The following is a 15691-nucleotide window of genomic DNA, read 5'->3' on the forward strand; positions in this document are numbered from 1 at the left end:
ATCCTGAATGTGAGTTCGGCCCTCAGCCTGAGGAGTGGTGGAGGCACTGCCGAGAGGACATTTCAAATGAGCCGCTCTCTCGGGAGGTCCGGTTTTTCCTGTACGGTGCTGACGCTCCGCATCGGGCTGGACCAGGAGCGCATTGACGCCTTGGCGCCGGCAACCGTGGTGGCGCTGGAATGCCTCTGGCGGCGGTTTTACGTTCCCCGTCCGAGCTGGGGAATTGTTCGCAAGCTGGTGGATGACGCTGACATGGTTCACCTGATCGGCCATTGGGGGATACTCAATGTACTGGCCTACGTGGCCGCGCGTGCGGCTGGGAAACCTTACGTGGTGTGCCCCGCAGGCGCGTTGCCGCTGTTTGGCCGGTCAGCGTGGCTCAAGCGCTTGTATAACCTGGCCGTGGGGAATTCCATCATCCGCCAAGCCGCCGGCTGGATTGCGGTAACCCCCAGCGAACTTTCACAGTTTGAAGCCTATGGCATCCCCGCTTCGAGCGTGACGGTGATCCCCAACGGCGTCGCTGAAGAGGATTTTCAGCCCGTTGATCGAACTGGCTTTTTACGCAAGCATGGGCTTGCCGATGAGCCCATTATTTTGTTTGTGGGGCGATTGAATCCGATCAAGGGGCCCGATCTCCTGCTGGAGTCATTCGCGCAGATCTCTGATCGATTTCCTCGTCACCATCTGGTTTTCGTAGGGCCTGATGGCGGCATGTTGGCCGGGTTGAGTGAGCGGACGATGCATTTGGATCTTGCTGATCGAGTCCATTTCCTGGGACATCTGGACGGTCAGGACAAGGCCGGCGCCTATCAATCCGCCCAATTGCTCGTCGTGCCGTCGCGCCAGGAGGCCATGTCCATCGTGGCGCTGGAGGCCGGCATCAGCGGCACCCCGGTGCTGTTGACCGACCAGTGCGGCTTCGACGAGATCGCCGCGCTTGATCCGCGCCTGGTGGTTCCTGCAAGCACCGAAGGCCTCGCGGCAGGCTTGCTGGCGCTGCTGGGCGATGCGAATGAGCTCAGGCAGATCGGCCTGCGGACCAAGGCCTTTGTCCAGGAGAAGTACGCCTGGCCCACGATAATCATGCGATACCTGGACCTGTACCGCCGGATTGTCGGCGCCAAGCCTCTTCCATGAAACTGCTTGTTGTCTCGCAATATTTCTGGCCTGAAAATTTCATCATCAGCGATTTCGTCCGCAAGCTTGCGGAACGCGGTCACGAGGTGGTTGTGGCCACGGGCAAGCCCAATTACCCGGATGGCCAGGTATTCCCGGGATACCGTGCCGCCGGCATGGTGCGAGAGCGTTTCCTGGACCAGGTGGATGTGGTTCGGGTGCCGATCTGGCCCCGGGGGCGGGGCGGCGGCGTCAATCTGGCCCTGAACTACCTGTCTTTTGTGTTTTCCGGCCTGCTGTGCTTTCCCTGGCTGCTGCGGGGGCGCTCCTTTGATGCCATCCTGGTGTTTGCGCCTTCGCCGATTACTCAGGTGATCCCCGCGATCCTGCTGAAATGGCTGAAACGGGCCCATCTCGCCGTATGGGTGCAGGACATGTGGCCAGAGAGCCTGTCGGCGACCGGTTTTATCCGGAATACCTCGGTGCTAAAGGCTGTTGGCGGGCTGGTGCGCTGGATTTATGCCTGCAGCGACACGCTGCTGCTTCAATCAAGGGCTTTTCAGGAGCCCACGGCCGCTTACGCCGACCCCGAAAAATTCGTTTATTTCCCGAACTCCGTGGATCCCGACTTGCCGGCAGCGGCCCCGGATGCGCTGCCGCTGGAGCTCTCCAGCCGTTTGGCGCAGAAATTTTGTGTGGTCTTTGCCGGCAACCTGGGAAAGGCGCAGGCGCTCGAAACCGTGGTGCAGGCCGCCGTATTGTTGCGGGATGAGCCCCAGATTTGCCTGGTGCTGGTAGGCAGCGGCAGCATGCTGGAGTGGGTCCAGGGCCAAAAAACCCTTTTAAAGCTGGATAATCTGGACTTGCCCGGGCGTTTTCCGGCCGAATCCATGCCGGAACTGTTCCGCCAGGCCTCGGCCCTGCTGGTGACGCTGAAGGGCGGCGGGGTGCTCGCCCATACCGTGCCGAGCAAAATACAGGCCTATCTTGCCGCGGGGCGCCCGATTGTCGCGGCCTTGCAGGGGGAGGGCGGCAAGGTGGTGGAAGATGCCGGGGCCGGCATGGTGTGCGCACCTGAAGATGCGCAGGCCCTGGCCGATTGCATACGCCGCATGCATGCCCTGCCGCTTTCCACGAGGGAAGCCATGGGGCAAAGAGGGCGGGCGTGGTTCGACGAAAATTTTGATATGAATCGCCAGATTGGACGGCTTGTGGACATACTGCAGGCGCGCCGCTCTGGCTTGAAAGGGTGATGACAGATGCGTGTACTGGTACTCGGCGCAAGCGGCATGCTGGGCAGTGCGGTGTTTCGGGAGTTTGATGGACACGCGCCCCATGAAGTCTGGGGCCTTGTGCGTAACGAAGCCCTCCTGCCCTATTTTTCGCCCGCCCAGCAGCGCCGGATCCTGACCGGTGTGGACGTTCTTGATGAGACGGCCCTCCGCGCGGCTTTCGAGCGCGTGCGCCCGGATGCGGTCATTAATTGTGTTGGCCTGATCAAGCAGAAGGAGCACGTGGAAGACCCCCTGGTGGTGCTGCCCATCAACGCGATGCTGCCCCATCGCCTGGCGTCCTTGTGCGCGCCCGGCAAGGTCCGGCTGGTGCACGTCAGCACGGATTGCGTATTTTCCGGCCGCAAGGGCATGTACACGGAGGACGACCCGTCCGATGCCGAGGATTTGTACGGAAAATCCAAATACATCGGCGAGCTGCGCGACGCCGCGCATGCGGTGACCCTGAGAACCTCCATCATCGGGCGTGAGCTCAATTCCAGCCGCGCGCTGGTGGACTGGTTTCTGGCCCAGCAGGGCTCGGTTCATGGTTTCAGGCGCAGTATTTTTTCAGGCATGACCGCTATCGAGCTGGCGCGGGTCATGCGCGACGTTGTGTTACCCGATGTTTCGCTGCATGGCCTTTACCATGTGTCGTCCGCGCCCATCAGCAAATTCGACCTCCTGAAGCTGGTGGCCGCGCAGTATGGGAAGGCCATCGATGTGCTGCCGGACGACGCGCTGGTGATAGACCGGTCCCTCGATTCTTCGCGTTTCCGCCAGGCGACGGGTTACCGGGCGCCTTCGTGGGAAAGCATGGTGCGCGTGATGCATGCGTCGGAAAAATAATATTGAAAGTTTTGCATGTTCAAAAATAAAGTACTTCTGATTACCGGCGGGACCGGCTCTTTCGGCAACGCCGTGCTTCAGCGTTTTCTTGACTCCGATTTCTCCGAAATCCGGATCTTCAGCCGCGACGAAAAGAAGCAGGAAGACATGCGAATCGCGCTGAACAATGACAAAGTCAAGTTCTACATCGGCGACGTCCGCGAATACCAGAGCGTGAACGACGCCTTGAGGGGCGTGGACTATGTGTTCCACGCGGCGGCGCTCAAGCAGGTGCCCTCGTGCGAGTTCTATCCGATGGAAGCGGTGAAAACCAACGTGCTGGGCACCGAAAACGTGCTCAACGCGGCCATTGCCAATAACTGCAAGCGCGTCGTGGTGTTAAGCACGGACAAGGCGGTCTACCCGATCAATGCCATGGGCATTTCCAAAGCCATGGCCGAAAAACTCACCGTGGCCAAGTCGCGCACCATTTCGGCTTCGGGTCCGGTGGTCTGCTCAACACGCTACGGCAATGTGATGGCGTCCCGCGGATCGGTGATCCCGCTGTTCATCAACCAGATCAAGGCGGGCAAGGCGCTGACCGTCACCGATCCCAACATGACGCGCTTCCTGATGTCCCTGGAGGACTCGGTCGACCTGGTGCTGCATGCGTTTGAACATGCCCAGCAGGGCGACCTGTTTGTACAGAAGGCCCCGGCCTCCACGGTGGCCGACCTTGCGGCGGCCCTGCAGCAGCTTTTCGGCGACAACAAACCGGTGAAGATCATCGGCACGCGGCACGGCGAGAAACTCTACGAGTCGCTGATCTCGCGCGAAGAAATGGCGAAGGCCGAGGATATGGGGCGTTATTACCGGATCCCCGCGGACAACCGCGACCTCAATTACGACAAGTATTTCGTCGAGGGCGAGGCGCACATTTCCGAGCTGGACGACTACACCTCGCACAACACGGAACGCCTGGACATCGACGGCGTCAAGGCCACGTTGATGAAACTCGCGGAAGTGCGTGAGGCGCTGCATGCTTAAGGTCATGACGCTGGTAGGGACCCGGCCCGAGCTCATCAAGATGAGCCGGGTGATCGCAGAACTCGACGCGCAGGTCAACCATGTGCTGGTGCATTCCGGCCAGAACTACGACTACGAGCTCAACCAGGTTTTTTTCGACGATCTCGGCATCCGCAAGCCCGACCATTTCCTGGAGGTGGCCGGCGAAACGGCCGCCAAGACCATCGCCTCGGTCATTGAAAAGGCCGACGACGTGCTGGTGCTTGAGAAGCCCGACGCGATCCTGCTTTACGGCGACACCAACACCTGCCTGGCCGTCATTGCCGCCAAGCGCCGCAAGGTGCCTGTTTTCCACATGGAAGCCGGCAACCGCTGTTTCGACCAGCGTGTCCCGGAAGAGCTCAATCGCAAGGTGCTCGACCATTTGAGCGACATCAACATGGTTCTGACTGAGCATGCCCGCCGGTATCTGATCGCCGAAGGCATACGCCCCGAAACCATCATCAAAACCGGCTCGCACATGTGCGAGGTGCTGGCGCACTACATGCCGCAAATCGAGAAGTCGGACGTGGTGGACCGGCTGGGCCTGAAGGCGCGGGAGTTCTTTGTCGTCAGTGCGCACCGCGAAGAAAACGTGGATACGCCGGCAAACCTGCGGGACATGGTGGAGACGCTCAATGCACTGGCCGGCAAATACAAGATGCCGGTCATCGTCTCCACCCATCCGCGCACCCGCAAGCGGCTGGACCTGCTGGAAGGCGCAACGTTTGACCCGCTGATCCAGTTCTCCAAGGCCTTCGGTTTTTTCGACTACATCAAGCTGCAGATGGGCGCGGCCTGCGTGATCTCCGACAGCGGCACGATCACGGAAGAGGCTTCCTTGCTGAACCTGCCGGCCGTCACCATACGCGACGCGCACGAGCGCCCCGAAGGCATGGACGTGGGAACGCTGGTCATGAGCGGCCTGCGTAAAGAGCGCGTGTTGGAGGCGATCCAGGTCGTCATGTCGCAACATGCGGCCGCGGGCCCCCGTATGCGGGTGGTGGACGATTACCAGACCGGGCCTGTGTCCAAGCAGGTGACGCGCGTGGTGCTTAGTTATGTGGACTACATCAACCGGACGGTCTGGAAAAAATAAGCCGCAAGATTCCTGGCTTCGCGATGGCCCGCGCGCGAATTGTCCAGGGCCGTTGATCCCAAAAAAAACCATGCCATCCAGAAACAATCCCTTGACACTCTGGCTTATTGCCATCGCCCTGCTGTTTCCTCTGTTCATCCAGCTCTCCGGCGGCATTTACCACAACCTGGAGGCCGTGACGGATTCAGGCGGCGTGCTCAGCAAGTTGCCCTTGCCGATCTCGATCATCGGCTGTTTGCTCGGGACACTGGCCCTTGCCAGGAACTACCGGCAGGCCCTTCCGGCGGTATTGTTCATTGGGTCATTTTCCGCATTGATCCTGGTTTCCCTGCTGTTCGCCGGGGCCGATCAGACGATGCAACAGAGAAAAGTGCTGATCGCACTGCAATTCCTGCTGCCGACGATGGGCCTGATTCTCGGGCAACTGGTGCGCGACGAGGAAAACATCATTCCGAGAGCCTTCATGTGGGTGCTGCTGCTGGTGGTTCCGTTGCAGATCCTCGCGGGTTGGTGGCAGAAGACTCTGACCTTGACGCATAACCTGTACCTGTTCAGCATTTACCAGCACTTCCAGTTCGTGCCTGTCATTTTTGTGGTGGCATTCTGTCTGGTCATGGTTCATTTGTGGAGCGAGCACAAGGCGGCATTGCGCTTCCTGACCGTTGTCATGGGTATCTACGCCATTGCCAGCGCATCTTTCCTGGCCATAGGGCTTTACAGCGTGTTTGTCATCGCGTTTTTTGCGCGAAGGATGTGGCAACAGCAAACCGGGCGCTTGATTGGCTTCGTCCTGTTTGGCGCGGGTATCGTGGCCGCCGGATTGGTGGTGGCGCTTTATTACGGCCTGGCCGAGAAGAACACCAGCATCATTGGCGATAGTGGCCAGTACCTGGGGAAATTCCAGACCCTGGCCAACGGGAAGATGCCCATCAATGTGACGCATCGGCTTGGCGACTGGAAGCTTTATCGCGACGGCATCAGCGAGAGCGGCCGCACCATGCTGCTCGGGCATGTGGAACCGCCGCCGCGCGAAGTCAAGACCAGCGCCCACAACTGGTACCTTGATTTTGTCTACAACTTCGGTTTGGTGCCGCTTGTGCCGCTCCTGGCGCTGATGGTGTATACCGCCTGGCTGTTTTTCCGTTCCCGAAAAACGCTGCAGGGGCAGACCTGGTGGCTTGCGGCATTGGTGGCGTTCATGGTGCTGGTGGACAGCAATTTCAAGGTGACCTTGCGGCAGCCCTACCCGGGGATTTTTGCGTTCTTTATATGGGGCCTATTGCTGACGCGCCTGCGCTCGCACTCGGCACCGCAGCGTGGCGGCTGACGCCGGCGCGGCCCCATGAGCACGTCTTCTCCAAGCCTCAGGGGCGGAATCCTGATCAGCACGGCGGGCGTGTTCGGTTCGGCCTTTTTGTGGCTGCTCAGCTTCAAGGCCGTTGCGCTGTGGATGGGCCCGGAAGGCGTCGGGCTTTTCTCGCAGCTCAGGCAGATGGCCCAAGCTGCCACGGTGGGGGCGACGTTTGGCGGCACGAATTCCGTCGTTCAGGGCTTGTCGGAGCGTTCGGAAGAAGTGGCCCGCAGGCAATTCCGCGCGACGGCGGCACGCCTTGTCGGTGCGTCCGGCGTCATGGTGGTGCTGGCAATACTCGCCGCCGCGCCTGCGCTGACCCAGTTTTTCCTGTCGTCCAGTGCGCCCGCGCTCGTGGCAACGGTGCGCTGGCTCGCGCTGGCCGTGCTGCTCAATGTCGCCGGGACCTATGCGCTGGCGGTGCTCAATGGCTATCGCTCCTATCCCTACCTTGCCCTGGCGCAGATAGCCGGGCCCGCGGCACTCGTGATGCTGCTGGCGCTTGCATGGTGGTGGCGCTTGCCGCCCGATCCCTTTGTGCTGTCCATGTCTTTTGTGGTGTGCTTCGGCGTCACCTGCCTCGCGGGCCTGTTCGGGATCTCGCGTTTGCCCCGGCCGGCCCTCGTGTTGCCGGCGCCGCGGCTGGCCAAGGCCGAAAGCCGCGTCTTTCTGAGGTTCGCGCTGTCCAACCTTGCGGCGGCGCTTTCCACCACCCTGGCATTGCTGTTGATCCGGTCCTGGGTGATCGAAGCGCGCGGCCTGGCCTTTGCCGGCCTGTTCGATGCGGGGTGGACATTGACCTTTAACTACACCACGCTGTTCCTGACTGCCTGCAGCGCGATTTACCTTCCGCTGCTGACCCGGGCTACTGATGCTCAAAGCCAGAAGGCCTGCATGCTCAAAACCGCCTACCTGGTCATGGCCGGTGGTGTGCTGGTTTGTTATGGCATGGTCCTTTTGAAAGCTCCGCTGATCAAGCTGCTGTACAGCGCGGAGTTCCAGCCGTCCGGGCAGGTCCTCGCCGTGCTGGTGGTCGCGGTGCTTTGCCGCAGCATTTCATGGGTCTATGGAACCATGATTCTTGCCACCCGGAATTCACGCGTATTGCTTGTCTCCGACCTGGCGCTCAACCTCGGCCTCCTCGCCACCGTCAAGTTCGCGCTTGTGGGCTTTTCTTCCCTCGCGGCGCTGGCCTGGGCATTCGTGCTGCCGAACTTTCTTTACCTGGTGTTTGTGGTGGAATACGCGGGATACAAAAATCCGTTGATGCGGCGCAGGCAGATCTGGCCTTTCCTGCTGGCGGCAACCCTTCCCCTGGTGGCACTGGCGTTGACGGGTGCAGGGGCCGCGCAGGACTGGACCATTGAGCAATGGTTGTGCCTGCTGGTGGGGCCGGTGGTGGCCGCCGCGTCCCTGGTCGCTTACAAAAGGGTGGTGCTGTGAAAAATCTACGAGCGGACATCGAGCGTTACCAGCGATTTATCGGCCATACCGGGCCGGTTTCCACCCTCAGGCTGGTCGGAAGCTGCTTCAACCCGCGCATGGCGCCGGTGGTCTTGATCCGCCTGGCGGAATTTTTCTTTGAGCGGCGGCTGGGGGTGGTGGCCAAACTGTTCACCATGGCCAATGTCGCCGTTTTCGGTATCGAATCATCCCCTCAGGTGAAGATAGGCGGCGGGCTGTTTTTGCCGCATACCGTGGGAACAGTGCTGGGTGCCGAAAAGATTGGCGACAATGTCACCATCCTGCAAGGCGTCACCCTGGGCACGGCGGAGCCGGACAACGGCTTTACCGTATCGCTGCGGCCGGTCATCGGCAACCATGTGGTCCTTGGCGCGGGAGCCAAAGTGATCGGCCGCGTCACCATCGGGGACCACGCCAAAGTCGGTGCCAATGCCGTGGTATTGCAGGACGTGCCTCCCCATGCGATTGCGGTTGGCGTTCCCGCCAGAATCATTCTCCGTACTGAAGCGGACAGCGCCCAGGAAAAAAATTGACACGTCTTTCTTTAAGCGCCTCGCTGGTGCTCTACAAACCGGATCTGGCAACGCTGGAGCGCACACTGTTCGCCTTGCAGGAGGCCGGGCGTGTGGCCAGAGAGGATCGCGAGCTGCTGCTGGAGCTGACACTCGTTGACAACTCCTGCGATGCCGCCCTGCACCAGCATCTCGGCGAATGGCTGGAGGCACGCCGCGCCGCCATGCCCGACTGGGCGGTGCATCTGCTGCGCTCGCCCGGCAATGTGGGATATGGAAGGGGCAACAACCTCGTCATTGAAGAAGTCCGTTCGGACTATCACCTTGTGGTGAACCCGGATTTGTTCCTGGCACCCGACGCGCTGCGGGAAGCATTGCGTTTCCTTGAAGACAACCCCGAGACGGGGCTGTTGACGCCGGCGGTATTCGGCGAAGACGGGGAGCGGCACTTCCTCTGTAAGCGCCATCCCACTTTGCTGGTGATGTTCCTGCGGAGCTTTTCTCCCAAATGGCTGCAATCGTGGTTTGGGCCGACGCTTGCTGAATTCGAGATGCTTGACTGCGACTATGACAAGCCGATCTTCGACGTGGAGTACCCGACGGGCGCCTGCATGTTTTTCCGGACCAGCGTGCTGCGGCAAATCAGGGGGTTTGACCCGGACTACTTCCTGCATTACGAAGATGCGGATATAGGCCGCAGGGCGCTGCAGGTGGCGCGCGTCATCTATGTCCCCAAGGTCAGGGTCGTGCATCAATGGGCACGGGACACGCATCGTTCATGGAGGTCAAGGCTGGTGACCGTCCGCTCTGGTTGGCTTTACTGGCGCAAGTGGGGCGGCGTATTCAGCAGCCGGCCTGATGCCGGGCTCGACAAGAGAACTGTGGCAACCGGCGCGCAGGCCCGCAAAGCCGGCACGCCGCAGCCTGCCGCGCCGGCAGGGACGGGGAAAACTGTTCTGGTGACCGGGGCCAACGGTTTTATAGGATCGGCTGTCTGTCCTGATCTGGCGGCGAGGGCTTATCGGGTGCGCGGGGTTGCACGGCACAAGCGTGTTGCCTCCGTGGATGGGTTCGAGTTCCTGTCAATGGACGAAATTGACGAGAATACGGATTGGGCCGAGGCGCTGGATGGCGTGGACAGCGTGGTTCATCTGGCGGCACGTGTCCATTTGATGCGGGAAGTTGCAGCGGATCCTCTGGCTGAATTTCGCCGGACCAATGTGGCCCTGACCTTGAACCTCGCGCGGCAGGCCGCAGCCGCGGGTGTGCGGCGTTTTATTTTTATCAGTTCCATCAAGGTCAATGGCGAGGTGACGCCTGTGGGCCAGCCCTTCTGCGCCGACGATGTGCCGCATCCCACCGATCCTTACGGCATTTCCAAGTATGAAGCCGAACAAGGTTTGTTAATGCTCGCCGCCGAGACCGGGCTGGAAGTCGTGATCATCCGCCCCGTATTGGTATACGGGCGGGGGGTGAAGGCCAACTTCCGCTCCATGATGCATTGGCTGCTCAAGGGATGGCCCTTGCCGCTGGGCGCTCTGCCCAACCGGCGCAGCTTCGTGGCACTGGACAACCTGGCAGACCTCATCGCGATGTGTGTGCAGCATCCCGCCGCCGCCAACCAGGTGTTCCTGGCCAGCGATGGGGAAGACCTTTCGATCTCAGGATTGCTGCGCCGCGCGGGGGCGGCGTTGGGCAGGCCCGCCAGGCTTATTCCGGTGCCGGTCATGGTGCTCAGGGCCGGGGCCCGGCTGGTGGGGCAGGAGGCCGTCATTCAGCGGCTGTGCGATTCGCTGCAGGTGGACATTTCGAAAACGCAGCGCGTACTGGGATGGATTCCCCCCGTGGATGTGGATGATGCGCTGAAAGAAACCGCCCGGTATTTCCGGCAGGGCCGCACATGACAAATGCCGCGTCTGATGCCGTATTTCTGACGGGACGCACCAGTACCATCGGATCGCTGCTGCTTGCCTTGTTGCTGCAGCGCGGCTTGCAGGTGCGGGCCTTGGGGCGCCAGCCTCTGGCCCAGGAAGATCACGTGCCGGGCCTCGCCTGGTTCGAGACGGATCTGGCCAAGCCTGCGCAAGAGTTGCCTCCCGTCGAGGCCGGCACCCTGATCCACACGGCAAGCCTGTGGCTGCTGCCGGGCTGGCTGGAGAAGTTCCACGCGCGCGGCGTGCGGCGCGTGATTGCCTTCAGTTCAACCAGCCGCTTCACCAAGCTGGCCTCGGCCAGCCCGTATGAGCTGGAGGTCGTCAACAAGCTCATCGCGGCCGAAGAACATCTGATGGCGGAATGCGGGCGCCTGGGGATGGCCTGGACGATCTTCCGGCCCACGCTGATTTACGGCGGCGCCGGCGGGGACCGCAATGTGGCCGACATCGCGCGGCTGATACGCCGCTTCGGCTTTTTTCCGCGCTTCGGCCAGGCCCTGGGCCGCCGCCAGCCGGTGCATGCGCGCGACCTGGCCCTGGCCTGCGTGCAAAGCCTGGACGCGCCCGCCAGCCGCAACAAGGCCTACAACCTCAGCGGCGGCGAGACGCTGGCCTATGTCGACATGGTGCGGCGCATCTTTGAAACCCTGGGCCGCAGGCCGGCGTTCATCCCCGTCCCGATCTGGGTCTTCCGCATCGCCGTGCGGCTGGCGCGCCTGCATCCGCGCTTTGCGCACCTGACGGCCGACATGGCCCTGCGCATGCAGGCCGACCTGGTGTTCGACCATCAGGATGCGACGACCGACTTCGGCTATCGGCCCGGCCGCTTCGACCCGGCCTACCTGACCACCCTGCGCTGACCGGCCCCGGGTGCCGGCAATGCTGCACAATTGCGCCATCCTCCCTTTTTAGACCTTTGGCCATGAGCGACACCCCCATGACTGATCCTGACCTTTCCCACGTCGGCCCGCGCGACAAGGCCGAAATCCTGGCCCAGGCGCTGCCCTACATCCGCAAGTTCCACGGCAAGACCCTGGTCATCAAATACGGCGGCAACGCCATGACGGACCCGGCCCTGCAGGCCGACTTCGCCGAGGACGTGGTGCTGCTCAAGCTGGTGGGCATGAACCCGGTGGTGGTGCACGGCGGCGGCCCGCAGATCGAGGCGGCGCTGAACCGCCTGGGTAAAAAGGGCCACTTCATCCAGGGCATGCGCGTCACCGACGAGGAAACCATGGAAGTCGTCGAGTGGGTGCTGGCCGGCCAGGTGCAGCAGGACATCGTCGGCCTGATCAACCAGGCCGGCGGCAAGGCCGTGGGCCTGACCGGGCGCGACGGCGGCCTGATCCGCGCGCAAAAGCTCAAGATGGTCGACAAGGACGACCCGAACAAGGAGCACGACATCGGCTTTGTCGGCGACATCGTCAGCATAGACCCGAGCGTGGTCAAGGCACTGCAGGACGACGCCTTCATCCCGGTGATCAGCCCCATAGGCTTCGGCGAGGAAAATGAGAGCTACAACATCAACGCCGACGTGGTGGCCGGCAAGCTGGCCATAGTGCTCAAGGCCGAGAAGCTGGTGCTGCTGACCAACACGCCCGGCGTGCTCAACAAGGCCGGCGAGCTGCTCACCGACCTGAGCGCCCGCGAGATCGACGAACTCTTCGCCGACGGCACGATTTCGGGCGGCATGCTGCCCAAGATCGAAGGCGCACTGGACGCGGCCAAAAGCGGTGTGAACTCGGTCCACATCATCGACGGCCGGGTGCCGCACGCCATGCTGCTGGAAATCCTGACCGACCAGGCCTACGGCACCATGATCCGAAGTCATTGATGCCCCCCCGAAGCGCCTTCGGCGCCTCCCCCCGAGGGGGCGCCACCTGCGGCCCGGCAAAGCCGGTTCCGCGCTGGCACTGGTAGAAGACCCCATCGTGTTGCTGAGGGCCTTGAAATGCGTTTACTTTTAGTGGAAGACGACGTGATGGTGGCCAGCGGCATCAAGCTGGGGCTTAGCGACGCCGGTTATGCGGTCGACTGGGTCGGCAGCGCCGAACGCGCCGAGGAAGTCCTGCAGGGCGAAACCTTTGATGCCGCCATCATCGACATCGGCTTGCCGCGCATCGACGGCCTGGAGCTGACCCGGCGCCTGCGCCGCGGCGGCCTGACCATGCCGGTGCTGATCCTGACCGCGCGCGACGCGCTGCAGGACCGTGTGCAAGGACTGGACCTGGGCGCCGACGACTACATGGTGAAGCCCTTCGAGTTGCCCGAACTGCTGGCCCGCCTGCGCGCGCTGCTGCGCCGTTCGCAGGCCGCCACCAGCGCCACCCTGAGCTTCGGCGCGCTGGAGCTGGATACCGCGAATCGCGAGGCCCGCGCCAACGGCCAGCTGATAGAGCTCGGCCCGCGCGAGTGGACGGTGATGGAATACCTGCTGATCAACGCCCCCAAGCCCGCCAGCAAGGACAAGCTCCTGCAGGCCATGACCGGGTGGGACAAGGAAATCACGCCCAACGCCATCGAGGTTTACATCTCGCGCCTGCGCGGCAAGCTCGAGCCGCACGGCATCGCCGTGCGCTCGATTCGCGGTTTTGGCTACCGCCTGGAACTGACGGAAGCCGCGCCCGGCATGCCCGGCGCGGGCGCCGAGTAAGCGCCGGCGCATGGACGTCCCCGGCCGTCCCTGGGCCGACCGCCTGAAAGCTCGCCTGGCCGCCCTGGCCACCCGGACCGGCAACAGCCGTCTGGTGCCGCCGGCCATGAAGTCCGGCCTGCAGCGCCGCCTGTTGCTGCTGCTGCTGGTGCCGCTGGGGATTTTTGCGCTGATCAGCGTGTACTTCGATTACCAGACCGCCGGCAACGTCGCGCTGCAGAAAGACCAGCAGCTGGCGCGGCTGATTCCCCTGCTGGCCGACTCCGTGGTGGGGCCCGGAATCACGCCCGGGGGGCGCGAACCCCTGCTGCTGCTCGCGCCGGCGGTGGACGATTTCCTCAAGGCCCGCACCGGTTCCGCCGGCTTCCGGATTTCCGACGCCCAGGGCGAATTCATGGCCGGCGAGGCCTGGATCCCCGAGCTGCTGCCGGCCACACATGAGACCGAGTTCCACAGCATCGAACACAAGGGCGTCACCTACCGTATTGCAGCCCAACGCGTCAACACGGCCGCGGGTGAGCTGATCGTGCAGCTGGCCGACGGCTCCGACCCGCGCCAGCAGTGGGTGCGCTCCGTGCTGATCAAGGTGCTGCTGCCCAACCTCATCCTGGTGCTGGCCGCGGGCTTCGCGCTCAACTGGGCCGTCACGCGGGCGCTCAAGCCGCTGATCGAGCTCAAGGATGCGGTGGAGCGCCGCAGCCCGCGCGACCTGAGCGCCATAGACCCGCAGACCACCCCCGCCGAGGTCCAGCCGCTGGTCAGCGCGCTGAACCGGCTGTTCAGCCTGGTGAACGACCAGGCCGAGGGCCAGCGCCGTTTTGTGGCCGACGCCGCGCACCAGCTGCGCACTCCGCTGGCCGGGCTGCAGGCGCAGGTCGAGGCCTGGGCGCAGGCCGCCAAGGTCGCGCAAGTCGCGGGTTCGGATGGCGCCGTCACGCTGTCGGCCGACAAAATCATCAAGCTGCGCAACGCGACCCGCCGCACCTCGCAGCTGGCCAACCAGCTGCTGGCGCTGTCGCGCGCCGACGCCTCGGCGGCCGCCGCCCAGCCCATGCAGCGGGTGGACCTGAAGGATTTGTGCGAATCCATCCTGCCCCTGCACCTGGACGCCGCCGCCCGCAAGGGCATAGACCTGGGGCTGGAGGCCCAGCCCGCCCAGGCCACGGGTTACGAATGGCTGTTGCGCGAACTGCTGGGCAACCTGGTGGACAACGCCGTCAAGTACACGCCGGCCGGCGGCACCGTCACCATACGCTGCGGCCCCGGCGCGCCGCCGGACGACAAGCTGGACCCCGGCCAACGGCGCTCCGGGGTGTTCCTGGAGGTCGAGGACGATGGCCCGGGCATCGCGCCGCACGAACGCGCCAGGGCCTTGCAGCGCTTTTACCGGGTCCAGGGCACGGAGGGCGAGGGCAACGGCCTGGGCCTGGCCATCGCCAGCGAAATTGCCCGGGTCCACCATTCCCAGCTGGAGTTGGCTGACGGCGGCACCGAGGCCTCCGGCCCGCGCGGATTGCGGGTCCGCCTGAGTTTGTAGTCCGCCCGCCACAGTGAGCGCTCGCTGTTACGAAAGAGAACGTTGTAGCTTCGCCTCACGCGGTAAAACCCAGGCAGCTCAAGCCCTGAACCGTCACTTCCCTGTGCGAGAATCAATTGCAACGATTTCCGGTTTTTTGAAACATTCTCCATCCATCGCCTATGTCCGACTTAGCGTCTGAATCCGAACTGAGCCCCCAGGCCACGCCAGCATCCGCCGAGCCTGCGGTGCGCAAGCGCCCCAAACCGGGGGAGCGCCGGGTCCAGATCCTGCAGGCGCTGGCGACCATGCTGGAGCAGCCGGGCGCCGAACGCATCACCACCTCGGCCCTGGCTGCCAGGCTGGAAGTGAGCGAAGCCGCGCTGTACCGCCATTTCGCCAGCAAGGCGCAAATGTTCGAAGGCCTGATCGAATTCATCGAGCAAACCGTTTTCACCCTGATCAACCAGATCGGCGAACGCGAACCCGACCACTCGGTCCGCACCCGCAAGCTGGTGGTCATGGTGCTGCAGTTCGCCGAAAAAAATCCCGGCATGACTCGCGTCATGGTCGGCGATGCCTTGGTGTTTGAAAACGAGCGCCTGCAGGAACGCATGAACCAGTTCTTCGACAAACTGGAATCCAGCCTCAAACAAAGCCTGCGCGACGCGGCAGCCGCCAGCGGCGCCGCCACCCCCACGGTAGACGCCCAGGTCCGCGCCTCGGTCATCGTCGCCTTTATGGTCGGCCGCCTGCAGCGTTTTGCCCGCTCCGGCTTCAAACGCCTGCCCTCGGAACACCTCGAAGCCAGCCTGGCGACGATCCTGGCCTAAGGGCACGGATTCTTATCTAGTGGGGGCCGGGGTCCGGCTTTGCCGG

The 15691-nt window shown here is 62.9% G+C and carries 14 protein-coding genes; all 14 read left to right on the plus strand.

Annotated elements, in window-relative coordinates; translation table 11 throughout:
• Positions 1 to 9: 9 nt before the first annotated feature.
• The 14 genes from AC1D0O_RS07185 (at position 10) to slmA (ending at position 15645) form a co-directional block, all read left to right on the plus strand.
• Positions 10 to 1140 (plus strand): glycosyltransferase, encoded by a 1131-nt coding sequence (locus tag AC1D0O_RS07185; protein ID WP_477653303.1) that lies wholly within the window; start codon positions 10 to 12, stop codon positions 1138 to 1140.
• A complete protein-coding gene (locus tag AC1D0O_RS07190) occupies positions 1137 to 2372 on the plus strand; it encodes a glycosyltransferase family 4 protein (protein ID WP_477652860.1) in 1236 nt (411 codons plus the stop codon). Before AC1D0O_RS07185 ends, AC1D0O_RS07190 begins: the two co-directional genes overlap by 4 nt.
• A gap of 6 nt (positions 2373 to 2378) precedes the next feature.
• Positions 2379 to 3239: a dTDP-4-dehydrorhamnose reductase family protein gene (locus tag AC1D0O_RS07195; RefSeq protein ID WP_477652861.1), complete on the plus strand. Its 861-nt coding sequence runs from the start codon at positions 2379 to 2381 to the stop codon at positions 3237 to 3239.
• A 15-nt stretch (positions 3240 to 3254) separates the two neighbouring features.
• Entirely contained in the window at positions 3255 to 4265 is a 1011-nt protein-coding gene (locus AC1D0O_RS07200; RefSeq protein WP_477652862.1) for a polysaccharide biosynthesis protein, read from the plus strand.
• The gene (wecB, locus tag AC1D0O_RS07205; protein WP_477652863.1) at positions 4258 to 5382 is read left to right on the plus strand and encodes a non-hydrolyzing UDP-N-acetylglucosamine 2-epimerase; all 1125 of its coding nucleotides are present in this window, start codon (positions 4258 to 4260) and stop codon (positions 5380 to 5382) included. Before AC1D0O_RS07200 ends, wecB begins: the two co-directional genes overlap by 8 nt.
• A 52-nt stretch (positions 5383 to 5434) precedes the next feature.
• The gene (locus AC1D0O_RS07210; protein ID WP_477652864.1) at positions 5435 to 6709 is read left to right on the plus strand and encodes a hypothetical protein; all 1275 of its coding nucleotides are present in this window, start codon (positions 5435 to 5437) and stop codon (positions 6707 to 6709) included.
• Positions 6710 to 6724: 15 nt separating this feature from the next.
• Positions 6725 to 8176 carry an MATE family efflux transporter gene (locus AC1D0O_RS07215; RefSeq protein WP_477652865.1) on the plus strand — a complete coding sequence of 484 codons (1452 nt, stop codon included), beginning with the start codon at positions 6725 to 6727 and terminating at the stop codon, positions 8174 to 8176.
• Entirely contained in the window at positions 8173 to 8730 is a 558-nt protein-coding gene (locus AC1D0O_RS07220) for a serine O-acetyltransferase (protein ID WP_477652866.1), read from the plus strand. Before AC1D0O_RS07215 ends, AC1D0O_RS07220 begins: the two co-directional genes overlap by 4 nt.
• Positions 8727 to 10613: an NAD-dependent epimerase/dehydratase family protein gene (locus AC1D0O_RS07225; RefSeq protein ID WP_477652867.1), complete on the plus strand. Its 1887-nt coding sequence runs from the start codon at positions 8727 to 8729 to the stop codon at positions 10611 to 10613. Before AC1D0O_RS07220 ends, AC1D0O_RS07225 begins: the two co-directional genes overlap by 4 nt.
• Positions 10610 to 11503: an NAD-dependent epimerase/dehydratase family protein gene (locus AC1D0O_RS07230; RefSeq protein WP_477652868.1), complete on the plus strand. Its 894-nt coding sequence runs from the start codon at positions 10610 to 10612 to the stop codon at positions 11501 to 11503. Before AC1D0O_RS07225 ends, AC1D0O_RS07230 begins: the two co-directional genes overlap by 4 nt.
• Before the next feature lie 77 nt (positions 11504 to 11580).
• Positions 11581 to 12477 (plus strand): acetylglutamate kinase, encoded by an 897-nt coding sequence (gene argB / locus AC1D0O_RS07235; protein ID WP_477652869.1) that lies wholly within the window; start codon positions 11581 to 11583, stop codon positions 12475 to 12477.
• 117 nt (positions 12478 to 12594) lie between these two features.
• A complete protein-coding gene (locus tag AC1D0O_RS07240; protein WP_436156323.1) occupies positions 12595 to 13296 on the plus strand; it encodes a response regulator in 702 nt (233 codons plus the stop codon).
• Between the two features lie 106 nt (positions 13297 to 13402).
• Positions 13403 to 14833, plus strand: a complete 1431-nt coding sequence (locus tag AC1D0O_RS07245) for an ATP-binding protein (RefSeq protein WP_477653304.1) — start codon at positions 13403 to 13405, stop codon at positions 14831 to 14833.
• A 161-nt stretch (positions 14834 to 14994) separates the two neighbouring features.
• A complete protein-coding gene (gene slmA, locus AC1D0O_RS07250; protein WP_477652870.1) occupies positions 14995 to 15645 on the plus strand; it encodes a nucleoid occlusion factor SlmA in 651 nt (216 codons plus the stop codon).
• Positions 15646 to 15691: the final 46 nt, after the last annotated feature.

This window comes from Polaromonas sp. P1_F2, assembly GCF_056405735.1.

Coding starts and splice junctions, on each gene's coding strand:
- AC1D0O_RS07190 (WP_477652860.1), top strand. CDS start 1,137: ATGAAACTGCTTGTTGTCTCGCAATATTTCTGGCCTGAAAATTTCATC.
- AC1D0O_RS07195 (WP_477652861.1), top strand. CDS start 2,379: ATGCGTGTACTGGTACTCGGCGCAAGCGGCATGCTGGGCAGTGCGGTG.
- AC1D0O_RS07200 (WP_477652862.1), top strand. CDS start 3,255: ATGTTCAAAAATAAAGTACTTCTGATTACCGGCGGGACCGGCTCTTTC.
- wecB (WP_477652863.1), top strand. CDS start 4,258: ATGCTTAAGGTCATGACGCTGGTAGGGACCCGGCCCGAGCTCATCAAG.
- AC1D0O_RS07215 (WP_477652865.1), top strand. CDS start 6,725: ATGAGCACGTCTTCTCCAAGCCTCAGGGGCGGAATCCTGATCAGCACG.
- AC1D0O_RS07230 (WP_477652868.1), top strand. CDS start 10,610: ATGACAAATGCCGCGTCTGATGCCGTATTTCTGACGGGACGCACCAGT.
- argB (WP_477652869.1), top strand. CDS start 11,581: ATGACTGATCCTGACCTTTCCCACGTCGGCCCGCGCGACAAGGCCGAA.
- AC1D0O_RS07240 (WP_436156323.1), top strand. CDS start 12,595: ATGCGTTTACTTTTAGTGGAAGACGACGTGATGGTGGCCAGCGGCATC.
- AC1D0O_RS07245 (WP_477653304.1), top strand. CDS start 13,403: ATGAAGTCCGGCCTGCAGCGCCGCCTGTTGCTGCTGCTGCTGGTGCCG.
- slmA (WP_477652870.1), top strand. CDS start 14,995: ATGTCCGACTTAGCGTCTGAATCCGAACTGAGCCCCCAGGCCACGCCA.